Source organism: Variovorax sp. GW821-FHT10D07 (assembly GCF_059415325.1).
Genome location: NZ_JBWKMZ010000001.1, coordinates 446,754 through 471,578 on the forward strand (window position 1 = coordinate 446,754; position 24,825 = coordinate 471,578).

The following is a 24,825-nucleotide window of genomic DNA, read 5'->3' on the forward strand; positions in this document are numbered from 1 at the left end:
GATCGCGCGGTGCCCGGCGGTCTAGTCAAGGAGCGCTGTCGACCTGGAGGTCGCGGCGCGCAGGACTCGAACTGCGGCATTCACCTGACTGGATCGGCATCACATGAACACGCGTATTTCTCTCGGCGGCCAGCGTGCGGGCGCTCCCACTTTCTCGCTGCGGCTCAAGCCTCTGGCGCATGCGCTCGCGGCGATGCTCGCCGCGGGCGGCGTCATGCAGGGCGCGCACGCGCAGCGGGCCTTCGGGCCGGCCTGGTTCGCCAGCAAGAACGTGGCGCAGAGCATGGCCGCGGCCACGGGACGCATGCCAGACGGCACGCCCGCCGCGTCGCTGACGAACCCGCTCGCGCTGCAGCAGCGCGACAACGCCCAGCTGCGGCGCTCGATGGACAACCTGAACCTGGCCGCGCGCGGCATCGCGGCGCAGCAGGCGGCCCAGGACGCGGCGCGCCAGGCGGCGCTCGACGGCGGCTCGGACATTCCCGAGGGCCTGGCCGATGGCGGCCTGAAGGTCGACACGAACAGCCTCACGGCCGGCTGGCTCAACGCGCGCGCGCCGGTGCAGACCGTGGCGGGCGGACGCACCGTGGTCGGCATCCTGCAGACCGACGAGAAGGCGATATTGAACTGGGAGAGCTTCAACGTCGGCCGCAACACCACGGTGCAGTTCGACCAGAAGGGCGGGGCGAAGCCCGATGGCAGTAACGCATGGATCGCGCTGAACCGCATCAACGACCCGAGCGGCCGGCCGAGCCGGATCGCGGGCCAGATCCAGGCCGACGGGTCGGTCTATTTGATCAACCGCAACGGCATCGTCTTCACCGGCTCGAGCCAGGTCAACACGCGCACGCTGGTGGCCTCGAGCCTCGCGCTGTCGGACAAGCAGTTCAACCTCGGCATCAACAACGCGCAGGTGTTCAAGGACGCCACGGGCCAGGCCAACGACTTCGCGATCCCGCAGTTCGGCGCCTTCGCCTCGGCCGCGCCCGACATCTACGGCAGCTACGTGCCCGGCAACGGCACGGCGCCCGACCGGCTCGGCGGCGTCGACCGCTTCGACCCGGGCGCGGCGCCCGGCGCGGTGCAGGTGCAGGCCGGCGCGCAGCTCGATGTGGCGAGCGGCGGCAAGGTGATGCTGTTCGCGCCCAAGGTCCACAACGCCGGGCGCATCTCGGCGCCCGACGGGCAGGTGATCCTCGCGGCCGGCGAGAACGTCTTCCTCAACACGGTCAGGAACACCACCGCCAACGGCACCATCGACGCCAACGCCATCCGCGGCCTCGACGTGGCCGCCGCGGCCGCGCCGGGCTGGGCCATGCCATGGGCCTTCGTGAGCAGCGCCATCCGCACCGGCACCGATCCGTTCAATCCCGGCTTCGTCGAGGCCATCGCCCAGCACGTGCTGCCCGAGATGGCGGCGCGCGCCGAGGCGGTCGGCTACGACGTGACCAACAGCGGCATCGTGCAGTCCGAGCGCGGCAACATCACGCTGCAGGCGCGCGACGTGCACCAGAACGGCGTGGCGCTGGCGACCACCGCGCTCAACAACCGCAGCGGCTCGATCCTGCTGCGCGCCTGGGGCCAGGGCACGCACATCTACGTCAACGACGACCCCAGCAACATCCTGCTGAGCTGGCAGGCCGGCACGCTGACGCTGGGCCAGGGCAGCGTGACGCGCATCCTGCCCGATGCCTCCGACACCAGCGAGATCGAGACCACCGCGCTGGCCACGCGCTACAAGCCGGGTGCCATCGGGCTGTACGGCCGGCTGATCGACGTGCAGGCGGGCGCGGGCGTGCTCGTGCCCTCGGGCACGATCAGCGTGGAGTCGGCCGCCAACCCGCTGCCGACCCAGCTGCCGGGCTACCGGCCCGACAGCCTGGGCGACGGCAGCCGCATCTACATCGACAGCGGCGCCTACCTGAGCGTGGCCGGCCTGCAGGGCGCGGCGGTGCCGATGGCGCGCAACTTCATCGAGGCCGAGCTGCGCATCAACGAGCTGCGCGACTCGCCGCTGCTGCTGAACGCATGGGTGCGCGGCAAGAAGGTGATCGTCGACCGCCGCGCCAGCGGCGTGTTCGAGGACGGCCCGATGGCCGGCGTGCTGTGGGTCAAGGACGCGGCGGGCAACTACCTGCCCGGCAGCTGGGCCGGCACGCCGCTGGGCGACGTGACCGGCTGGGTCGGCGTGGGCATGACCGACCTGAACGAGCTGTCGACCGATGCCGGCAAGATCACGATGCGCGCGGGCGGCTCGGTCATCACCCGCGCGGGCTCGCTGCTCGACGTGTCGGGCGGCTCGGTGCGCTACACCGACGGCCTCAACACCGCCACCAAGCTCATGGGCGCCGACGGCCGGGTCTACACCATGGACCGCGCGCTGCCCGACGGCAGCTACACCGGCATCGCCGGGCGCTACACCGACGGCCATGCGCGCTGGGGCGTGTCCGACAGCTGGAGCAGCGCGGTGATCGGGCGCGACAGCGTCGAGGCCGGCTACACCGAGGGCCGCAAGGCCGGCGCGGTGCAGATCTTCGCGGGCAGCGCGATGGTGCTCGAAGGCGACTACGCGGGCGGCGTGGTGGTGGGCGACCGGCAGCAGAAGCAGCCGACGAAGAATGCGGGCGGCGAACTGCAACTCGGTGGCGGCAGCGTCGAGGACCGGCCGTGGTCGCCCAACCGCATCGTGATTGCCCGCGACCCGCACCGGCTCGACGCCGCCTTCCAGGCCGGCTCAACGCTGGACAGTGCCTACGAGGCCCAGCCCGATCCCGACGCTGCCAACCAGGCGATCGGCAAGGTGACCTTCCTGTCGGACGAGGTGCTCAGCCGCTCGGGCATGGGCCGCATCGTGCTCAACATCTCGGGCGACTACGGCTTCGTGCTGGAGTCCGGCGCCTCGCTCGACCTGTCGCCGGGCGCCACCTTCATCGCCAGCGGCGGCGACCGCTCGACCAACCCGATGCGCATCGACGGCGCCATCCGCGCACCGGGCGGCAGCATCGTGCTCGGCACCATGGACGGCCCGCTGACCCTGGGGGCCGAGGCCCGGCTCGACGTCGGCGGCCAGTGGATCAACGCCTGGCGCGACGGCATGGCGCCCGCGCGCTGGGCCATGGACGGCGGCGCCATCGCGCTTCAGGTGGGCGAGCTGCGGGTCGACCCGGCCGCCGTGCTCGACGTGTCGGGCGGCGGCCGCGTCGACCGCGCGAAGAACGGCCTGCCGGGGCTGCGCGTGGGCAATGCCGGCTCGCTCACGCTGAGCGGGCTGACGGACAAGACCGACCTGTCGACCTTCGACATCCGCGCCTATGCCGCGGGCTCGGCCGGACGGCTGGTGCTCGAAACCAAGGCCAACGTGCAGATCGGCGGCACGGCGCCCGTGCCGGTCGAACCCGCCGAGCCGGCCGCGCCCGATGCCCCGGCCGCGCCGGGCGTGCTCGTGCTTCCCGCCACGCTGTATGCCGACCGCGGCTTCGGCGACGTCACGGTGCGGGTGACCGCGGCCGAGGGCGGTCGCATCGCCGTGCCCGAGGACATCGGCGTGTCGCAGTCCGTGAAGGGCATCGACCTCAGCGCCTTCGCCTACCGCGAGCTGGAGACCGGCGCGCGGTTGGCCAGCCTGGCGCCGGTGGGCGAGCTGCGGCTCGAGGAGCGCCTGCAGCGCGCGCCCGCCTCGCTGAGGCTCGTGGTCGACAGCGGCTCGATCGACGTCGGCGCCGGTGTCGTGCTGCGCACCGACGTCGGCGGCGCGCTGACGCTGTCCGCCGTGGCCGGCGCGCTCACGGTGAACGGCACGCTGGAGGCGCCCGCGGGGCGCATCGAGCTCAACGGCAAGTCGATCGCGCTGGCCTCGGGCGCGCAGCTGCTGGCGCGCGGCGTGCCGGTGATCCGGCCCGATGCGCGCGGCTGGCGCACGGGCGAGGTGCTGCCGGGCGGCGACATCGTGCTGAGCAACGGCGTGACCGGCGCGGCCCTGGCGCTGGACCCGGGCGCGCGCATCGACGTCTCGGGCGCCAGCGGCGAGTTCGACGAGCCGACCTACCGGCGCTTCGGCGGCGCCGAGGTGCGCAGCGTGGTGCGCGACAGCGACGGCGGCAGCATCCGCCTGTTCGGTGCCGGCGTGGTGGGTTCGGCGATGGTCGGCAAGGCCGGCGGCCCCACGGCCGTGGGCGGCTCGCTGTCGATCGTCGATGCCGGCGGCGAATCGGGCGGCGACCCGGTCGTGCTGCCGGGGCGCTCCTACTACTGGCGCGACCCCGTGACGGGCGCGATCAAGAGCTCGGCCTCCTACGCCAGCATTCCCGACCTCGACCTGTTCGACGAGTACGGCACCGAGCCGCTCAAGCTGACGGCCGCGATGCGCCTGGCGATCCTGGGCCTCAAGACCCAGGTGCAGACGGGCATGGAGGTGGTGGTGGACCTCGATGCGCCCGGCTCGGGCGGCATGAAGAATCCGTCCGAGGTGAACCCCGCCATCAGCGCCGCGGTGGTCAGCCTGCTCAACCGCTACTTCTATTCCGACGCGGCGGCCAGCAAGCACATCGTGATTCCCGACATCCAGGTCGCGCCGACCATCCGCATCGCGGCCGGCTCGCTGGGCGCGGGTGGCTTCGACACGGTCTCGCTGCAGTCGGGCACGATCACGCTGGGCAACGGCGTGGACCTCGGCGTGCGCGGCGCGCTGAACCTGATGGGCACGCTGACCAACGGCGCCACGGGCGGCAGCGCGCGGCTGTCGGCACCGCGCATCACGCTCGAAGCGCGCGCGCCCTACACCGCCGCGCAGTGGACCGACGCGGCCAAGCTGGGCGGCCAGTTGACGCTCGAGGCCCGCCTGCTCGAGGTGGGGCGCGATGCGCTGGACGGCGCGGCGGGCACGCGCATCGCGGGCTTCGCGAACACGCTGCTGCAGGCCGACGAGATCCGCCTGGGCGCCGCGGTGCCGAGCCAGATCAACACCACCGACAGCCTGCGCGTGGGCCTCGACGTCGACGGCCGGCTGGTGTTGCGGGCCGGCCAGGTCTATCCGGCCACGGCCACCACGGCGGTCATCCGCGCGGGCCAGTCGATCGCCGTCGAGCGCCTGGGCGACGCGGGCGCGCCCGCGCTCTCGGCCGGCGGCACGCTGCGGCTGGAGGCGCCGGTGATCGACCAGAACGGCGTGCTGCGCGCGCCCTTCGGCGCCATCGCGCTCGAAGCCAGCGAGCGCCTGACCCTGGGCACCGACAGCCTGACCTCGGTGTCGGGCCGGGGCCTGGTGGTGCCCTACGGCACGCTGTCCAACGACGAGCACTGGCAGGACCCGACGCAGCGGCTGAACACCGCGCTGCCCTCCGACAGCGCGCTGGTCGCGCCGCCCGAGAAGCGCATCGCGATGAAGGCGCCCAACGTCGACCTCGCCAGGGGTGCGGTGGTCGACATCGCTGGCGGCGGCGACCTGTACGCCTGGGAGTTCGTGCCGGGACCCGGCGGCTCGCACGACGTGCTGGCCACGCCGGGCATGTACGCGGTGCTGCCGGGCTACGGCAGCACCGCGCCGCCCAGCGGCACGGCGGCCGGCGAGCGCGTGTGGCTCGCGGGCGGCGGCGGCCTGGCCGCCGGCTGGTACACGCTGCTGCCCGCGCGCTACGCCATGCTGCCCGGCGCCTTCGCCGTGCAGACCACGGGCACGCCGTGGGCCGGCCCGGTGGCGGCCGGCGCGGTGGCGCCCGACGGCAGCATCCTCATGCAGGGCAAGGGCGGCAATGCGCTCGGCGGCAGGCAGGACACGGTGGCCTCCGCATGGCGCGTGATGTCGGGCGTCACGCTGCGCCAGTACACCGAATACAACGAGGCCTTCGCCAACGACTTCTTCGCGTCCGACGCCTTCAAGCTGACGCAGTACCGCCTGAGCGGGCAGGACGTCGTCACGCCGCGGCTGCCGCGCGACGGCGGCGCGGTGGTGTTCGACGCCACGCAGCGCCTGACGCTGGACGGCACGCTGCGCTCGGCCCCCGACGCCGGCGGGCGCGGCGGGCTGGTCGACATCGCGGGCAGCCGTATCGCCATCGTCGGCGCGGCGCAGGACGCGGGCACGCTGCGCGCCGACGGCTACCTGGTGATCGACGCGGCCAGCCTGTCGGGCTTCGGCGCCGGCAGCCTGCTGGTGGGCGGCACGCGCACCGGCGACCCGCTGGGCACGCGCGTCGACGTGACGGCCACCGACATCGTGCTGCGCAACGGCGCGGACTCGGCGCTCGCGGGCCCCGAGATCATCCTGGCGGCCACCGACCGGGTGGCGATCGACGCGGGCAGCGTGCTGCGTGCCGTGGGCGAGGCCGGCAGCGGCACCAGCGACCTCGTGATGACGCCGCGGCAGGCCGCGGTCTACGACACCAAGGGCACGCCGGGCGTGGGCGACGACGTGCTGCTGACGCCCTCGCGCGACTGGGGCGCGCTGGTGCGCGTGGCCAACGGCGAGGCCATCGCGGTGCGGCGCGAGAACGTCGACATCGGCACCGGCGGGCTGGTCGGCATCGGCGCGGGGGCCGTGCTCGAGGGCGGCGCGGCGCTGTTGATCGATGCCACGCGCACCACCGAGCTCGCGAGCTCGGCGCGCATCGCCGGGCGCGCGCTGTCGGTGTCCTCGGGCCGCGTCGGCTTCGGCGGCGGCACCGAGGGGCTGGTGCTCGACGCCGCGGCGCTGGCGCAACTGGCCAACTCCGAGCGTCTCACGCTGCGCAGCTATTCGAACTTCGACTTCTACCGTTCCGTCGACCTGGGCGCGTCGGGGCTGCGCGCATTGACGCTCGACGGCGCGGGCTTCGCGGGCCACGGCAACGGCGACATCGTCATCCGCGGCGATGCGATCGCGCTGGTCAACACCCTGGGTGCCGCCACGGCGGGCGGCACGGGCGGCGGCAGCTTCACGCTCGACGCCGGCACGCTGACCCTGGGCGCCGGCCAGAAGACCGTCTCGGGCTTCGGCAGTGTCACGCTGGCGGGGCGCGGCCAGATCGTGGCCGAGGGCACGGGCGGCATCGACGTCGGCGCCAGCGCGCTCACCTTGCGCACGCCGCTGCTCACGGGGCGCGGCGGCGCGGCGCAGTCGATCGTCACCACCGGCGCGCTGCAGGCGCTGGAAGGCGAGAGCGCGCCGGACGACCGCTCCGCGCAGAGCCTGCAGGCCAGCCTGGGCTCGCGCCTGAGCCTCAGCGGCGGCAGCGTGCGCTTCGCCACCCGCGCGGTGGCGCTCGGCGGCAGCGTCGACATGACGGCCACGGCCGGCGACGTGGTGCTGGCCGAGGGCGCGCAGGTCGACGTGGGCGGCTTCGCAAAGCAGTTCTTCGACATGGCGGAATATGCGGACGCGGGCCGCATCGGCCTGTCGGCCGTGGGCGGCGACGTGCGCCTGGAGACTGGCAGCCGCCTCGACCTCGCGGCGCATGCCGCCGGCGGCAGCGCCGGCACGCTGACGCTGGCGGCCTCGGGCGGCGGCACCGTCGTGCTCGACGGCGCCATCGCCGCGCAGGCCGGCACCGGCGGCCATGCGGGCGCGTTCTCGCTCGACATCGCCGCGCTGCCCGATTTCGCGGGCTTCAGCCAGCGCCTGAACGAGGCCGGCTTCAACCGCTCGCGCCAGTTCCGCATCCGCCAGGGCGACGTGGTGCTCGCGGGCACGACCACGGTGGAGGACTTCGGCCTCACCACCGACCAGGGCCGCATCGACATCGTCGGCACGGTCGACGCGCGTGCCGCCTACGGGGGCGCGATTCGCATCACCGGCGGCAACGGCGTGGCGATGCAGCAGGGCGCGCGCCTGCTCGCGGGCGCCACCACCGAGCTGGGCAGCGGCCGCGTCACGCTCGAGGCCGCGGGCGGCCAGCTCGACCTGCGCGGCGGCGCGATCGACGTGGCCGGCGGCGACGCCGGCGCGGTGCGGCTGCGCGCGCAACGCAACGCCGCCAACACCGACCTGGCCGTGACCCGGCTGGCGCTCGAGGTGACCGGTGCGCGCTCGAGCGTGCTCGAGGGCGTGCGCAGCTACGACAGCGACCGCGTCGATGCCGTCAAGGCCGAGGCCGTCGCCGATGCCAATGCCTTCGCGGCCGGCGCTGACGCCGTGCGCGCGCGCCTGGGCACCGGCATGGCCGTGATGCCCGGCATCGAGATCCGCAGCGCGGGCGACCTCGTGCTCGGCAGCGACTGGAACCTGATGAGCGACTTCGCTGGCGCGCGCGAAGGCAGCCTCACGCTGCGCGCGGGCGGCAACCTGATCGTCGGCGGCCACCTGAGCGACGGCTTCGACCGGGCCGACCGCGGCGGCGTGCTGCAGGCACCGGCCTCGTGGAACCTGCGCCTGGTCGCGGGCGGCGACCTCGACTCGGCCAACGGGCTCGCGCTCAAGCCGCTGGCGGCGCTGGCCGCGGGGCAGGGCAACATCGTGGTGGGCAGCGCCAACACCAGCACCGACCCGGCCGTCGACAACGGCGCGGGCAAGCTGATCCGCACCGGCAGCGGCGACATCGAGGTGCGCGCCGGGCGCGACCTGACGCTGGCGCACAAGGACTCGGTGATCTACACCGCGGGCCGCAGGGACACCACGGCCTGGAGCGACTTCACCACCGAGCGCGCCGACGCGAGCTACGGCGTGGGCGGCGGCAACCTCGACATCGACGCGCGCGGCAGCATCAGCGCGCAGCTGTCGGGCCAGCGCTTCACCCAGTGGCTCAACCGCCAGGGCAACCTCGACCGCAACCTGGCGTTCGGCCCATACAGCCTGGAGAACGGCTACGTCGACGGCCAGCCGGTTCCGATCATGGAGCGCGCGCAGCAGTCGAGCTGGTGGATCAACTACGGTGAGTTCCAGCAGGGCGTGGCCGCCTTCGGCGGCGGCAACGTCAAGGTGCGCGCGGGCGGCGACCTCGGCAACCTGGTGGTCGCGCTGACCAGCAACATGCGCATGCGCGGCGGCCGCACGCCGGGCGAGGCGATGCACATGGAGGTGCGCAACGGCGGCGCGATGACGGTGGATGCCGGCGGCGCCATCCGCGGCGGCCAGTACTACGTGGCGCGCGGCGCGGGCGAGATCACGGCCGGCGAGACCGCGGTCGGTTTCGACGTGACGGTCGCCAGGTCGGGCGCGCAGACCCAGGTGTTCCCGATCGCGCCGGTGCTCGCGCTCGGCGATGCGACGCTGAGCCTGCGCACCGCCGGCGACCTGCGCCTGCAGTCGGTGATCGATCCGCTGCTGGTGCGTTATGGCGACGGCTACGTGCCCGACAGCCCCAGTGGCCGGATGCGCGACTACGGCGCCTACATGAGCGGCTACACCGAGCGCAGCGCGCTCAGCCTGGCCTCGGCCGGCGGCGACGTGACGCTGGTCAACCAGGCCGTGTTCGCCTTCCGCGACCTGGTGCTGACCGACGCCACCACGCCCGCGGACGGCCTGGTCGGCATGGGCGCCAACCGCTACCCCGCGCTGACGCACGCGGTGGCGATGAACGGCTCGCTCGATCTGCAGGGCCCGATGTACGTGATGCCCGGCAGCAGCAACGACGTGCGCCTGATGGCGCAGAAGGACGTGCGCTTCGACAACCGCAACTTCAGCGCGCTGATGGCCGTGGGGCGGGCCGAGTTCAACAGCACCTACCAGAACGAGCCGTACGCCGAGGTGGTGATGGCGCGCGCCACGCTCGCCACCATCCCGACGGCCTTCGCGCCGCTGGGCGGCCTGTACGGCGTGCAGATGGAGGCCCTGCTGCGCAACGACATCGGCGCCTACTTCCAGGGCACCCGGCAGGACTTCTATCAGAAGGAGGGCAACCCCGATCGCCTGGCGCTGGCGGGCGACTACGAGCCCAGCCGCATCTACGCGGCCGGCGGCTCGATCCTGGGCGCCGACGTGATGGCCAGCGAGCAGACCTGGCTGCGCGCCGGCACCGACATCCGCGGCGTGCGCCTGAGCGCGCGCAACGTGCATGCGAGCGACACCACCCTGCTGGAGGCCGGCAACGACATCCTGGCGATGACCTACGTGCGCACGCCCTATGCCTTCACCGACAACACCGGCAACGTGTCGGTGCAGGGCGCCGGCGCGCTGGTGCTGTCGGCCGGGCGCGACGTGTATGCCGACGACCTGAAGATCCAGACCCTGGGCAACCAGCGCTACGACGGCGCCAACCGGCCGGCCTTGCTGACGCAGGTCAACGGCCTGCCCGAGCAGGGTGCTTCGATCACCGTGATGGCGGGCATGAACCGGCCCGCGGCCTACGAGGCCTTCAGCGCCGCCTACCTCGATCCGTCGAAGGTGGCGTCCATGCCCGAGTACCTGAAGGTGCGCGGCGACGACGGCAGCGTGCTGCCGCTGTACCTGAGCGACCTGGCCGAGACCCGCGCCGGTGGCCAGCAGAAGGTGGTGCGGCGCGGCCTGGTGTCGTACATGCTCGACATGACCGGCGAGAAGCTCGCGCCGCTCGAGGCCTGGACCCGCTTCCAGGCCCTGCCCGAACTGGCGCGCCAGCAGTTCCTGCGCCAGGTCTACCTGCTCGAGCTGCGCGAGGCGGGGCGCGACCAGAACGAGCCCGGCGTGGAAGGCCTGCCGCGCAACGGCGGCTACAACCGCGGCTATGCGGCCATCGCCACGCTGTTCCCGGGCAGCGACTGGCAGGGCAACGTGGCGGCCAACAAGCTGATGCTGCGCACCATGGCCGGCGGCGACATCGACGTGCTCACGCCCGGCGGCGGGCTGCAGGTGGCGGCGCTGGGCGCCACCGTGCCCGACGGCTACGGCCTGGTGACGCTGGCCTCGGGCCACATCGGCATCTTCGCGAAGGACGACGTCACGGTGAACCGCTCGCGCATCCTGTCCTTCGTGCCCGCGGCGACCGACCGCGGCAGCGACCAGATCCTCTGGTCGAGCGTGGGCGACATCGATGCCGGCAAGGGCTCGAAGACCGTGCGCGTGCCCTCGGCCGCCGAGGTCGTCACCGACCTCGACGGCGTGACCGTGGTGCGCGAGAAGTCCGACATGAGCGGCAGCGGCATCGGCACCGTGGGCGATGGCGACGTCGACCTGGTGGCGCCGAAGGGCACCGTCAACGCCGGCGATGCCGGCGTGCGCGTGGCGGGCAACCTCAACATCGCGGCGCTGCAGGTGCTCAATGCCGACAACATCCAGGTCAAGGGCGAATCCAGGGGCCTGCCGGTGGTGGTGGCCGTGAACATCGGCGCGCTCACGAGCGCGAGCGCCGCGGCATCGCAGGCCGCCATGGCCGCGCAGGACGTGGTGCAGCGCGAGCGCGCCGCCGGCCGCCAGGCCCTGCCTTCGGTCTTCACCGTGCGGGTGCTCGGCTTCGGCAACGAGCCCCTGCCCGCGAACGAAGCCCCGCGGCGCGACGACAAGGCGGCCGGTGACGGCGGCCGCGGTGCCTTGCAGGTGGTCGGGCAGATGGCGCTGGACGCGGCTCAGCTGGAGCAGCTGACGCCGGTCGAGCGGCGCAATCTGATGCGGCGTTGAGGGCGGTGCGGGGCGCGGCGCTCAGGGTGCGCCGCGCGGCGCCGGCTCGAACGCCGGCGGATCGAAGGCCGTGATCGCCGGCAGCTCGCCGCGCCACAACGCCACCTCCACCCGCGCGCTCTGCGCCGCGCACCCTTGCGCCAGCTTCGAGCTGCCGACGTCGGGCGTCACCACGTTCGGATTGCCGTGCTTCTCGAGGCTGCCCGGTGCCTGCGCGTCGAGCGGGTCGTACCACGCACCGGTGGCGATCTGCGCCACGCCGGGCCGCACGTCGTCGGACAGCACGGCACCCGCGAGGAAGGCGCCGCGCGCATTGAAGACGCGCACCACGTCGCCGGCCGCGATGCCGCGCTCGCGCGCATCCTGGGCATTGAGCGTGATCGGCTCGCGGCCCGCGATCTTCGAGGCTCGGCTCAGCGCGCCATGGTCGTACTGGCTGTGCAGGCGCGTCGCGGGCTGGTTCGACAGCAGCTGGATCGGTCCCTCCGGCGCCTCGGGTTCGAACCAGCGGGCATGGCCCGGGCAATCGTCGTAGCCGAAGCCCGCGATGCGCTCGGAGTACAGCTCGATGCGGCCCGAGGGCGTGGGCAGGGCATGCGCGAGGGGGGCGGCACGAAAGGGCGCGAGCAGCACCACCGGTTCGTTCGCCACCGCGTTCGTGCGGCCGATGTCGATGCGGCCGATCTCCCAGAAGGCATCGAACGCAGGCAGCGCCAGACCGGCGGCCTCGGCACGCGGCCGCGAGCCTTCGTACAGATGCCGCAGCCATTCGCGCGCATCGCGGCCCTCGGTGTAGGCCAGCGCGATGTCCAGCCGCTCGGCCAGTTGCGACAGGATGTCGTAGTCGTCGCGCGCCTCGCCCACGGGCGCGATCGCCGCATGCATCGCGACCATGAAGCGCTCGCTGCCCGCGCTGCCGATGTCGTCGCGCTCCAGCGTGGTGGTGGCGGGCAGCACGATGTCGGAGTGCCGGGCCTGCGCGGTCCAGTACTGCTCGTGCGTGATCACGGTCTCGGGCCGGCGCCAGGCCTCGAGGGTGCGGTTGAGGTCCTGGTGGTGGTGGAACACGTTGCCGCCGGCCCAGTACACGAGGCGGATGTCGGGGTAGTGGTGCCGGCCGCCGTTGTAGTCGAAGGGCGCGCCGGGGTTCAGCAGCATGTCGGCGATGCGAGCGACCGGAATGAAATCGGCCACCGGGTTCACGCCCTGCGGCAGGCGCGCACCCGAGAAGCTGCCGTGGCCGCTGCCGATGTAGTTCATGCAGCCGTAGCCCAGGCCGAAGCCGCCGCCCGGCAGGCCGATCTGCCCGAGCAGGGTGGCCAGCGTGACAGTCATCCAGAACGGCTGCTCGCCATGCCGCGCGCGCTGCAGCGAATAGGTGCAGTTCACCAGCGTGCGGCTGCGCGCCATGCGGCGCGCGAGCGTGGCGATGGCTTCGGCCGCGATGCCGCAGCGCTCGGCGGCCCAGGCCGGTGTCTTGGGCACGCCGTCGGCGTGGCCCAGGATGTAGTCGCGCACCGGGTCGAAGCCGACCGCGTGGCTGCGGCAGAAGGCCTCGTCGTGCAGGCCCTCGTCGATCAGCACGAAGGCCAGGCCCAGCATCAGCGCGGTGTCGGTGCCGGGCCGCAGCGGCAGCCATTCGGCATCGGGCACGGCATCGAGGTCGGCGCGCACCGGGCTGACGTTGACGAAGCGCGTGCGGCCCGAGGCCGCCATGCGCCGCAGCGCCGGTGCCACGCCATGGTCGCTCGCGCCGCCGGGACTGACCTGCGTGTTGCGCAGCGGCAGGCCACCGAAGGCCACGAACAGCTCGCAGTGCTGTTCGAGCACGTCCCAGCTCGTGTGGTTCTGCAGCAGCGCGTCCATGCCGTCGACGATGTGCGGCAGCAGCACGCGGCCGGCGCCGAGGCTGTAGCTGTCCTTGCTGTAGACATAGCCGCCGAAGGCGTTGAGGAAGCGGTGCAGCTGGCTCTGCGCATGGTGGAAGCGCCCCGCGCTCGACCAGCCGTAGCTGCCGCCGTAGATGGCCCGGTTGCCATGCGCCTGCTTCACGCGCCGCAGCTCCTGCGCAACGAGGTCGAGCGCCTCGTCCCACGGCAGCTCGACGAAGGCCTCGCGACCGCGCCGGTCGCCGCTGCGGTGCCGCGTGGCGGCATCGAGGAAACCGCGGCGCACCGCGGGGCGCCGCACGCGCGTGGGCGAATCGACTGCGCCGACCATCGCGGCGCCGATGGGCGAGGGCGCCGCGTCCCATTCGGCGGGCCGCATGGCCACGAGGCGGCCGTTCTCGACCACGGGGCGGTACACGCCCCAGTGGGTGGATGTCAGTGGCATGGGCCCGGACTCCGCACGGGCCTCACAGCCGCGCGAGGTAGTCCGTGACCTTGGCCTTCTGCGGCAGGATCTTGCGCTCCGACAGCCAGTCGGAGGCCTTCTGGAATTCCTGGATGAACTTCGCGTCCTGCACGCCGCGCACGTCCCAGCGGCGCTTGAGCTTGACCAGCGTGTCGCGCACCGCGTCGCTGTAGCCGGCGTCCTGCTGGTTCAGCGTCTCGGCCTCCACCGGATGCTCGCTGATCCATTTCGCCTCGGCCGCATAGGCCGCGTTCACGGCGCGCACGATGGCCACGTTCTCCTCGGCGAACTTGCGGTGCGTGACGTAGGAGTTGAAGTCGATCAGGAAGTCGAGGTCGCGGCCCTCGAAGAAGACGTCGTGCGCCTTGTACTCGGTGCGCGCGATGTCCACGCCCGGGCTCCACATCGACCAGGCGTCGATCTTGCCCTGCGCGAAGGCCGGGCCGGCGTCGGGCGGATTGAGGTAGACGAACTTGACCTTGCTGCGGTCGATGTTGTGCTTCTCGAGCGCGGCCACGAGCAGGAACTCGCCGAGGCCCGAGCGGTTGACCGCGACCGATTTGCCCACCAGGTCCTGCACCTTGTCGATGCCCGAGCCGTCCTTGGCGATGATCGCGGTGCTGCGCGGCTCGACGATCGCGAACTGCGTGAACACCAGCGGCGAGCCCGCGAGCATGGCGGCCAGCGCGGGCGTGGTGCTGCCGCCGAAGCCGAAGTCGGCGCTGCCGCCGGTCACGGCCTGCAGCGAGGGCGCATGGTTGGGGAAGGGGCCGATCCACTGCACCTTGATGCCGTCCCTGGCGAGCAGCTTCTCGAACTCGCCGCGGTTCTTGGCCAGCGCGGGCAGGCCGCCGCGGCCCCAGGTGAGGCGCACGGTGTCGGTGTTGCGCGTGGCCTTGGCCGGGCCGGCGGCCTGTGCATGGGCCAGGCCCGTGGCCAGGGCGCCGGCGCCGACGACGGCGGTCTGCAGGAAGCTGCGGCGCGAGGCCGGGGAGAACGAGGAGGTCATGAAGGGAAGAGGCCGGTGGAGAAAGGAAAACGAAAAGGAGGTTCAGGCGGGCACGCTGTCGGCCGCCACGCCGAGCTCGGCCAGCAGGGCCTCGCGCAGCACCGTCGCATCGGGATGCGTGCGCCTGGCATTGGCCTCGGGCGACACGGCGTACTCGCTCGCGATCGCGCCGTCGCGCATCACGAGCACGCGGTCGGCCAGCGCCACCGCCTCGTCGACGTCGTGCGTGACCAGCAGCACGCCGGGCCGGTGGCGGCGCACGAGTTCCTTCACCAGGCCATGCATGCGGATGCGCGTGAGCGCGTCGAGCGCGGCGAAGGGTTCGTCGAGCAGCAGCAGCCGGGGCTCGCGCACCAGCGCGCGCGCCAGCGCCACGCGCTGCGCCTGGCCACCCGAGAGATTGCGTGGCCAGTCGTCGAGCCGGTCGCCGAGGCCCACCTCGGCCAGCGCGGCCTGCGCCAGCGCCTTGCCGGTGGCCTCGTCGAGGCCCAGCGAGACATTGCGCCAGAGCGAATCCCACGGCAGCAGCCGGTGCTCCTGGAACACCACCGCGGGCTGGCGCGGTCCGTCGATGCGTCCGCCGTCGATGGCATCGAGGCCGGCGAGCGCGCGCAGCAGCGTGGTCTTGCCGCAGCCGCTCTCGCCGAGCAGCGCGACGAATTCGCCGCGCGCGATGCGCAGGTCGAGGCCGCCGATCACGGTGCGCTCGCCATAGCGGCGCTGCAGGCCGTGCACGACGACGGCGGGTGCCTCGGGTTGCGATGGTTGCGCGCTCATCGCCGTTCCCCCGCCGCGTAGTTGGGATGCCAGGCCAGCAGCCGGCGTTCGAGCAGCCGCGCCACCGCATCCGAGGCCACGCCGATGGTGGCGTAGACCACGATGGTCAGCACGATCACGTCGGTGCGCAGGAACTCGCGCGCATCCATTGCGAGGTAGCCGATGCCCGAGCTGGTGGCGATGGTCTCGGCGATCACCAGCGCGAGCCACGCCACCGCGAGCGCATAGCGCACGCCCGCGAGGATCGAGGGCAGCGCGCCCGGCAACACGATGCGCCGGATCAGCGTGGCATTGCTCAGGCCCGTCACGCGGCCGAGCTCGAGCAGCTTGGGGTCGACCTGCCGGATGCCCAGCACGGTGTTGATGTAGATCGGGAACATCACGCCCAGCGACACCAGGAAGATCTTGCCGCCCTCGTCCACGCCGAACCAGACGATCACCAGCGGCAGCATGGCGAGGAAGGGAATGGCGCGGATCATCTGGATGCTGCGGTCGAACAGCGCCTCGGCCAGCCGCGAGAAGCCCACCACCGTGCCGAGCGCGAAGCCGATCGAGCCGCCGATCACGAAGCCGGTGGCCGCGCGCAGCAGGCTGGTGCCCATGTCGCTGATCAGCCGTCCTTCCTGGATCAGGCCCCAGGCCGTGGCCGCCACCTTGCTGGGCGCGGGCAGCACGTGGATCGAGAGATAGCCGGCCCGCGCCGCCAGCTCCCACACCACCAGCACCAGGGCCGGCACCAGCCAGGAGATCAGCAGCAGCTGGTTGCGCGACAGCACGCGTGGCGCGCGGCGCGGCGGCAACGGCTTGGCGGCCGGCTCGACGGCAGCGGGTGCCGTGGGCAGCGGGAGGTTGTCGAAGACATGAGACATCGAGGCGAGGCTTTCCATGAGGGTCCCCGTGAGTCGGGAGCCGGCGCAGGCTAGCGTGCGCCCACCTGCGGGCCAAAGAACAAAAACGGATCAACGTATGCGGATTCCGTGCTTGCATTGCGCGCCCGAGGGCCAAGACTGGGGGCGCCCGTCCCCGGGGCAGCGTGTCTGCCCGTTGGTAACCCCACGCCGCGAGGCGGTTTATTCTTCGCGCCATGACCCTGCTGCTCGACACCACCTTTCCCCGCACGCTGGTGCAACTGGTCGAACGCTTCGGCGCCCACCCGGTCACGCGCATCGAAGCCTGGCTGTTCGAGGACGCGCCCATGCGCCGCGCCGCCGAGCAGGCGCTCGCCGCGGCGGGCGTGCAGGCCGTGCTGCGCAGCGCCTACAAGCCGCTGGTGCATTTCTTTCTCGAGGAATTCGAGAGCGATGGGGCGACGTCGATCGAGGTCCGCACGCCCGCGGGCCAGGGCCAGCGCTTTCGCCTCGAGGCCTATCCGCTGGCGGGCCTGCTCGGCGAGGACGTCGCGCTGCGTTTCGCCGAAGGCGAGCTGCCCGGCGAGCACCTCGTGACGGCCGGCGCGCGGCAGTGGCGCGTGTTCGCGCCCAACGATGCCACCGCCTCGCCCTGCGGCTGGCTGCGCGTCTGGGACGGCGATGCGCTGGTGCACGACGCCGCGCTGCCCACCGAGTTCGAGGCCGCCTGCGCGGCCGCGCTCGACGCGGTGCGCGGCCATGCCTGGCCCGGCACGCTGCCGCTGTTCGACACGCTCGAGATCGCGATCGCCACCACCGGCATCGAACGCCGGCTGCCCTTCGGCGAGGAGACGATCGACACCTTCGAGGCGCTGCACGAGGACTGCTACTACGGCGCGCTCGAGTTCTTCAAGGCGCGCGCCGGCCTCGACGATGCCGACCGCACGCTGCAACGCGGCCACATCGTGCCGCTGATCTCACGCAGCGAGGACGACACGCGGGTCACGGTGCGGCTGGCCGCGCATCGGCGGGTCGACCCGCCCGTCGACACCGCCCTGGTGCTCGACAGCGCCGACCGCTCGCTGGCCCCGGTCGAGGTCGAGGCCGCGATGCAACGCCTGCCCGGCGAGCGTTTCGGCGTCACCTCGTTCCAGGGCCGCCCGGTCTCGGGCCTGCATGTGCGCGGCACGCTGCCGGGCCTGGTGGTCACGGCCGGCCAGCATGCGAACGAGAGCTCGGGCGTGGTCGGCGCGTTGCGCGCGGCGCCGCTGCTCAATGCGCTGCCCGGCGCGCACTATGCGCTGGTCGCGCTCGAGAACCCCGACGGCGCGGCGCTGCATCACCGGCTCCAGCAGACCGACCCCACGCACATGGCGCATGCCGCGCGCTACACCGCGCTGGGCGACGACCTCGAGGCACGCATGAAGCCGCCCTTCGGCGAGAAGGCGCCGCGGCTCGAGGCGATCGCGCGCACCGGCGCGCGCCTGCATCTGAGCCTGCATGGCTACCCGGCGCACGAATGGACGCGCCCGCGCGCCGGCTACGTGCCGCGCGGCAGCGAGCTGTGGACGGTGCCCAAGGGCTTCTTCCTGATCCTGCGCCAGCACCGCGGCCACGACGGCCTGCGCTTCCTCGATGCGCTCACGAAGGAACTGCTCGCGGGTTCGGCCGAGCTGGCCGCGTTCAATGCGCTCCAGCAGCGCATGTGGCATGCCCACGTCGGCGAGCTGCCGTTCGCGCCCATCAACGGCATCCCCTGCATGGTGATCACCGACGAGCGCTCGACCGTGCCGTTCACGCTGATCAGCGAGTTCCCCGACGAGACCGTGCGCGGCGCGGCCTTCCGGCTCGCGCACACGACGCAGATGCGGACCGTGCTGGCGGCGGCGCGTCTCTACTGGGACGGGCTGCTGGATTGAGCGGATGAAAGGCGCGGGAGCGCTCCATGCGCGCTGAGCGAGATAGCTTCTGCGAAAACTTTCGTTAGCCGCGAAGCCCTGAGCTTCGAAGATCGGCGCTGCCCGTGCACGGGCGTTCGCCCGGGCCTGCACGGTCGGCGCCGCGCGCGCCGATTCCTTTTCCTTTCCTCCAGGCGCGGACTCGTCCGCGCGGCTTTCCCACGTTCCTTTCCGTCGTCATGAAGATCTCCCTTGTCCTTGCTTCCCCGCGGCGCGCGCTGCCGCGCATCCTCCAGGCCGGCCTGCTCGCGGCCTGCGGCATGAACCTCGCGCTGGCCGCCGACACGCCGCGCCAGGGCGGCGAGGTGGTCTTCGGCGTCACCACCGATCCGATCTGCTTCAACCCGCACCGCTCGACGCAGCAGAACTCCTACATCCTGATCCGCAACTACATCGACTCGCTGGTCGCCAAGGGCAAGGGCGGCAAGTTCCTGCCCTGGCTGGCGCAGGAGTGGAGCGTCTCGCCCGACGGCAAGACCTATGCCTTCAAGCTCAAGCCGGGCCTGCAGTTCCATGACGGCACGCCGCTCGACGCGGCGGCCGTGAAGTTCAACTTCGACTTCGTGCGCGACACGAAGAACACCAACGCCGCCGGCGAACTGCTCAAGGCCGTGGAGCGCGTGCAGGTGGTGTCGGCCAGCGAGGTGCGGCTGCAGCTGGCCCGGCCCGACTCGGGCCTGCTCGAATCGATCGCCAGCGTGCGGTTGGGCCTGATCTCGCCGAAGTCGCTGCAGTCGGGCGACGACCTCTGCGGCGGCGGTCCGGCCATCGCGGGCAGCGGCCCCTTCCTGTTCCAGAACTATGTGCGCGGCCAGTCGGCCGGCTTCGCGCGCAACCCGCGCTACCAGTGGGCGCCCGGCTATGCGGCGCACCAGGGACCGGCCTGGCTGGACCGCGTGACGGTGCGCTTCCTGCCCGAGTACGCGGTGCGCGCGGGCGCGCTGAGCTCGGGCCAGGTCGACGTGATCGAGGGCGTGCAGCCCACCGACGTGGGCCTGTTCAAGGACCAGCCGGGCTTCCAGTTCCTGGTCGGACCCGCGGGCGCGCAGACCTCGTTCACGCTCAACGTCAACTACACGATCCCGCCGGCCACCGACGTGCGCGTGCGCCGCGCGCTGCGCGACGGCGCCGACATCGATGCGCTGGTCAAGAGCGTCTACCGCGGCACCTACCGCCGAGCCTGGTCGAACATCGGCCCCGACAGCTTCTTCTACAACAAGGCGCTCGAGGGCAGCTGGGGCAACAACCCGGCCGCGGCCAACAAGCTGCTCGACGAAGCGGGCTGGACCGGCCGCGACGCCGAGGGCTTCCGCACCAAGGACGGCCAGCGCCTGACCATCGAGGTCGGCTACCCGCAGCCCTTCGTGCGCGACAACCGCGACGTGCTGATCCAGGGCCTGCAGGCGCAGCTGCGCAAGAACCTGGGCTTCGACCTGCGGCTGCGCTTCGTCACCGGCGGCGAGTGGGCGCAGCAGCTGCAGAAGGGCTCGTGGAGCATCTATCCCAACACCTACCTGCCGGCCGACGCGGCGCAGGAGCTGCAGGGCAACATCGGCGAGAGCGGCTTCATCCGCGCGGTGGCCGACAAGGGCGACAAGACGCTGTTCGGCTACATCAACGACGCGCTGGCTTCCACGAATCTCGAGGAGAAGAAGAAGCTGGTCGACGCCGCGCAGCGCCACGCGGTGGACCAGGGCATCATCGTGCCGCTGTTCTCGGCCAACTACCAGCTCGCGGCCAAGAGCCGGGTGCGCGGCCTGTCGTTCGAGACGCAGCTCGACTCGCCGTCGAACTTCCACGACGTGTGGCTGTCGGAGCGCTGAGCCCGTCATGTGGCGACTGGTGATCTCGCGGCTGGGTGCCGGCCTGCTGGTGGCGTGGGGCAGCGCCACCGCGGCCTTCCTGGCCCTGCATGCGCTGCCGGGCCGGGTCGAGGACATCCTGGCCGGCGACCTCGACTACCCGGGCCTGCGCGAGGCCATCGCGGCCGAGTGGGGGCTGGACCGACCGCTGTGGGAGCAGTACCTGGGCTTCCTGGCGCGCATCGCCAGCGGCGACTTCGGCACCTCGTACGAACTGCGCCAGCCGGTGGCGCGCGTGGTGATGGCGCAGCTGTGGCCCACGGTCGAGCTCGCGCTCGCGGCCGGCGTGCTGGCGCTGCTGTTCGCGGTGGTGGTGGCCACGCTGACCTCGGGCCGCGGACGCTTCGCGCGCGCGGCGGCCTCCACGCTGGAGCTGGTGTTCGCCTCCACGCCGGTGTTCTGGCTCGGCATCCTGCTGCTGATGGCCTTCTCGTTCACGCTGCGCTGGTTCCCGGTCTCGGGCGCGGCCGACTGGCGCGCGCTGGTGCTGCCGGCGACCGCGCTGGCGTTGCCGACCGCGGGCCTGCTCGCGCAGGTGCTGCGCGAGGCGATGGAGCGCGCGCTCGAGCAGCCCTTCGTGGTCACGGTGCGCGCGCGCGGCCTGGGCGAGCTGCGGCTGCGCCTGCGGCACGTGCTGCGGCATGCGGCGCTGCCGGTGGTCACGCTCGGCGGCTGGATCATCGGCGGCCTGCTCGGCGGCGCCGTCATCACCGAGAAGGTGTTCGGCCGGCCCGGCCTGGGCACGGTCACGCTCAACGCGGTGCTGAGCCAGGACGCGCCCGTGGTGCTCGCGGTGGTGCTGCTGGCGGCCTTCATCCACGTCGCGGCGTCCACCGTGCTGGACCTGCTCTATGCACTGATCGACCCGAGGCTCAAGGCATCATGACTTCCGCATCCGAGACCGTCGCGCTGCCAGCGGGCAGCGCACCCGCGTCGAGCGCACCGCGCCGGCGCCTGCCGCCGCTCGCGGTACTTCTGTCTGCGCTGTTCGTCGTGCTGCTGGTGATCGCCACCGTCGCGCCGCGCTGGCTGGCACCGCTCGATCCGCTCGAGGGCGACTTCCTCGCGGTGTTGCAGCCGCCGGGCGCCGAGCATCCCTTCGGCACCGACCGGCTCGGCCGCGACGTGCTCTCGCGCACCGTGCATGGCGCGCGCTACTCGCTGTTCATCGGCATCGGCGGCACGGCGATCTCGGTGCTGGCCGGCGTGCTGCTGGGCTTGGTGGCGGGCCAGAAGCAATGGCTGCTCGACGAGGGGCTGTCGCGGCTGTTCGACGTGATCTCGTCCTTTCCGGGCGTGCTGCTGGCGATGCTGGTGGTGGTGTTCCTGGGCCCGGGGCTGGCCAACATCGCGCTCGCGGTCGGCATCGCGGGCATTCCGAAGTTCGCGCGCGTGGTGCGCGCGCAGACGCGCATCGTGCGCCAGGCCGACTACGTGACCCATGCCTACATCTACGGCCGCAGCCGCGCCCAGGTGTTCTTCGACCACCTGCTGCCCAACGTGCTGGTGGCGGTGCCCGTGACCGCCACCGTCTACGTGGGATCGACCGTGCTGGCTGCCTCGGGGCTGAGCTTCCTCGGCCTCGGCCCGCAGCCGCCCACGCCCGAGTGGGGCGTGATGCTGGCCGAGAGCCGCGACGTGCTGCGCGTGGCCTGGTGGCCCGGCGTGTTCCCGGGCGCGGCCATCACGCTCACGGTGATCTCGTTCACCGTGCTTGGCCACCATCTGCAGCGGCGCTTCGAGGGGAGGCTGGCATGAGCGAAGTGCCGCTGGTCGACGTCGAGGGCCTCACGGTCCGCTTCGACACGCCCGCGGGCGAGCGCACCGTGGTCGAGGCGCTCGACCTGCGCATCGCGCGCGGCGAATGCGTGGCGCTGGTCGGCGAGTCGGGCTCGGGCAAGAGCGTGACCGCGCGCAGCCTGCTCGCGCTCGCGGGGCCGGGCGCGCGCGTGAATGCGCGCAAATTCCTGATCGACGGGCGCGACGCGAACCGCTTCGATGCCACCGACTGGCGCCGCCTGCGCGGCACCTTCGCGGGGCTGGTGATGCAGGACGCACTGGTGTCGCTCGATCCGCTGCGCCCCATCGGCCGCGAGGTCGGCGAGGTGCTCGAGCACCATGGCCTGCTGCGCGGCCGCGCGGCGGTGCGCCGGCGCGTGCTGGAAACGCTCGCGCGCGTGGGCATGCCCGAACCCGAACGCCGCATCGGCCAGTATGCGCACCAGCTCTCGGGCGGCTTGCGCCAGCGCGCGCTGATCGCGGCCGCGATCGCGGGCCTGCCGCCGCTGATCGTGGCCGATGAGCCCACCACCGCGCTCGACGCGGCGCTGCAGAAGCAGGTGATCGAGGTGCTGGCGCGGCGCGTGCGCGACGAAGGCAGCGGCCTGCTGCTGATCAGCCATGACCTGTCTGCGGTGGCGGGCATCGCCGACCGCGTGCTCGTGATGCGCCATGGCCGCGTGCTCGAGCAGGGCCCGGTGCGCGACGTGCTGTCGAGCCCGCGCCATGGCTACACCCGGCAGCTGATCGCGGCCGTGCCCTCGACCTCCTCGCGCGGCAGCCGGCTGTCGTCGGCACGCTTCGAGGCGACCGGCGTCGGCCCCGAGGCGCGGCTGCGCATCGTGCGCGAGCCGCTGCCGCCACGCACGCCCGTGCCGGCCGCGCAGGCGCCGGTGCTCGAGGTCCAGGGCATTGGCAAGCGCTTCGCGGTGCGGCGCGGGCTGGGTCCGCGCGAGGACTTCGTGGCGCTCGAGGACCTGTCGTTCTCGATCGCGGCCGGCGAGGTGCTCGGCCTGGTCGGCGAATCGGGCTCGGGCAAGTCCACCTGCGCGAAGATCGTGCTCGGCCTGCTCGAGCCCGACGCGGGCGCGGTGCGGCTGCTGGGCCAGCCGTGGTCGGGCGTCTCCGAGGCCGCGCGCCGGCCGCTGCGGCCGCGGCTGCAGTACATCCCGCAGGATCCGCTGAGCAGCTTCGATCCGCGCTACCGCGTGTCGCAGGTGATCGCCGAGAACCTGCAGGGCCTGCCGCGCGCCGAGACGGGCGCGTGCATCGCGGCGCTGCTGCAGCAGGTGGGCCTGGCGCCCGAGCTGGCCGAGCGCTTCCCGCGTTCGCTCTCGGGCGGCCAGCGCCAGCGCGTGGCGATCGCGCGCGCGCTCGCGGCGCAGCCCGCGCTGATCGTCTGCGACGAGCCGGTGTCGGCGCTCGACGTCTCGGTGCAGGCCCAGGTCATCGACCTGATCGCCGAGCTGCAGTCGCGGCTGGGCACGGCGCTGCTGTTCATCTCGCACGACATCAACCTCGTGCGCCACGTGGCCGACCGCGTGCTGGTGCTCAACCGCGGCCGGCTGGTCGAGCAGGGGCCGGTGGAGGAGGTGCTGTCGCGGCCCGCGCATGAGTACACGCGCTCGCTGCTGGCCGCGGTGCCCGAGCCGCTGGCGGCCTGAAGCGGGCGCTCAGGCCAGCACGTCCACTGTCAGGAATTTCGCGAACCGCGCCGGATCGGTGCTCTTCTTGAGCACCCCCACCTGCTTGAGGTCGACCGCATAGCTCTCGATCTCCTTCGCGAGATCGAAGCGCTTGGCATGGTGCGTGTAGCCGATGGTCGAGAGGATGCTGCCGAGGTCCTGTTGCGCCACCTTCGGGAACAGCTTGCTCACCGCGCGCCCGGCCTCGTTGGGGTTCTCGGCGATGAAGTCCGCCGCCTGGTGCAGCGAGCGCACCACGGCCGCCACCTGCTGCGGATTGCGCTTCACCAGTTCGCCGCGCGCCGCGACGATGCAGCACAGCCGGTCCTTGAAGTCGCCCTTGAGGATATTGGCGATCTCGAGGTAGGCGCCGGGGTTGCGCTTCTCGATCAGGTAGAGGTTCGGGTCCGAGTCGGCGATGACGTCGATCTCGCCCTTCTTCTGCGCGATGTCGAGCTGGTCGGCCGGGAACACGCGCCACTGCACGTCCTGGTCGGGGTTCACGCCGCGCCGCGCCAGCGCGGTCGAGAAGAACTGGCGGCCATAGCCCGCGGGACTCGAGACACCGATGGTCTTGCCCTTCACGGCCTCGATGCTCGCGATGCCCGAGGTTTTTGGCGCGAGCACGCGGATGCAGCCCGCGTGCGCGGTGCCCACCACCTTCACGTCGAAGCCCGCTTCCAGCGGCTTGAGCCAGGCATGGATCAGGCCCAGCGAGATGTCGGCCTTGCCGGTGGCGATCGATTCGAGCACCTGGTCGACCGCGCCCGCGAAATTGATGATCTCCACCTTCACGTTGTTCTTCGTGAAGTAACCGAGTTCATTGGCGACCACGATCGGGCTCAGGCACAGGCCGGTGCCGGTCCACGACAGCGTGATCGGCTTGTCGTTGTCGGCGCCCCAGGCGCGACGGCCCAGCAGGCCGAGGCCGGCGGCGCCGAGCGCGGCGGCGGCACCGCGCACCAGCGTGCGGCGGCTCGGCGGAAGCGGGAGGGAAGGCAGCGAAGCGGTCATCGAAGGAACTCCAGGCAGGGTGACATGCGAAGCCGTCG

General features: G+C 72.4%; 11 protein-coding genes. 6 read left to right on the forward strand and 5 right to left on the reverse strand.

Going from position 1 to position 24,825, the window contains the following annotated elements; all coding sequences use genetic code 11:
- The first annotated feature begins 103 nt into the window (after positions 1–103).
- Entirely contained in the window at positions 104–11,500 is an 11,397-nt protein-coding gene (locus AC07PU_RS02140; protein WP_495314843.1) for a filamentous hemagglutinin family protein, read from the forward strand.
- A gap of 21 nt (positions 11,501–11,521) precedes the next feature.
- Here AC07PU_RS02140 and AC07PU_RS02145 read toward each other — a convergent pair whose 3' ends face one another.
- Genes AC07PU_RS02145 through AC07PU_RS02160 form a run of 4 tightly spaced genes read right to left on the reverse strand, consistent with a single transcriptional unit; the run spans position 11,522 to position 16,510 of the window.
- Entirely contained in the window at positions 11,522–13,834 is a 2,313-nt protein-coding gene (locus tag AC07PU_RS02145) for a molybdopterin guanine dinucleotide-containing S/N-oxide reductase (protein ID WP_495314845.1), read from the reverse strand.
- 22 nt (positions 13,835–13,856) lie between these two features.
- Positions 13,857–14,864: an NrtA/SsuA/CpmA family ABC transporter substrate-binding protein gene (locus AC07PU_RS02150; RefSeq protein WP_490877556.1), complete on the reverse strand. Its 1,008-nt coding sequence runs from the start codon at positions 14,862–14,864 to the stop codon at positions 13,857–13,859.
- A gap of 42 nt (positions 14,865–14,906) precedes the next feature.
- Positions 14,907–15,641, reverse strand: coding sequence for an ABC transporter ATP-binding protein (locus tag AC07PU_RS02155; protein WP_495314848.1), 735 nt, complete (start codon positions 15,639–15,641; stop codon positions 14,907–14,909).
- Positions 15,638–16,510 carry an ABC transporter permease subunit gene (locus AC07PU_RS02160; protein ID WP_398491410.1) on the reverse strand — a complete coding sequence of 291 codons (873 nt, stop codon included), beginning with the start codon at positions 16,508–16,510 and terminating at the stop codon, positions 15,638–15,640. Before AC07PU_RS02160 ends, AC07PU_RS02155 begins: the two co-directional genes overlap by 4 nt.
- 215 nt (positions 16,511–16,725) lie before the next feature.
- Here AC07PU_RS02160 and AC07PU_RS02165 point away from each other — a divergent pair, with 215 nt between their 5' ends.
- The 5 genes from AC07PU_RS02165 to AC07PU_RS02185 all read left to right on the forward strand — a co-directional run bounded on the left by AC07PU_RS02165 (position 16,726) and on the right by AC07PU_RS02185 (position 23,752).
- Entirely contained in the window at positions 16,726–18,408 is a 1,683-nt protein-coding gene (locus tag AC07PU_RS02165) for a M14 family metallopeptidase (protein WP_495314850.1), read from the forward strand.
- A gap of 218 nt (positions 18,409–18,626) precedes the next feature.
- Complete coding sequence (locus AC07PU_RS02170) at positions 18,627–20,270, forward strand: ABC transporter substrate-binding protein (protein WP_495314852.1); 1,644 nt, start codon at positions 18,627–18,629, stop codon at positions 20,268–20,270.
- Between the two features lie 7 nt (positions 20,271–20,277).
- Positions 20,278–21,195, forward strand: coding sequence for an ABC transporter permease (locus AC07PU_RS02175; protein WP_495314854.1), 918 nt, complete (start codon positions 20,278–20,280; stop codon positions 21,193–21,195).
- Entirely contained in the window at positions 21,192–22,067 is an 876-nt protein-coding gene (locus AC07PU_RS02180; RefSeq protein WP_495314856.1) for an ABC transporter permease, read from the forward strand. The genes AC07PU_RS02175 and AC07PU_RS02180 overlap by 4 nt, the downstream gene beginning before the upstream one ends.
- Entirely contained in the window at positions 22,064–23,752 is a 1,689-nt protein-coding gene (locus AC07PU_RS02185) for a dipeptide ABC transporter ATP-binding protein (protein ID WP_495314858.1), read from the forward strand. Before AC07PU_RS02180 ends, AC07PU_RS02185 begins: the two co-directional genes overlap by 4 nt.
- A gap of 9 nt (positions 23,753–23,761) precedes the next feature.
- Here AC07PU_RS02185 and AC07PU_RS02190 read toward each other — a convergent pair whose 3' ends face one another.
- Entirely contained in the window at positions 23,762–24,787 is a 1,026-nt protein-coding gene (locus tag AC07PU_RS02190) for an ABC transporter substrate-binding protein (RefSeq protein WP_490879645.1), read from the reverse strand.
- Positions 24,788–24,825 lie beyond the last annotated feature (38 nt).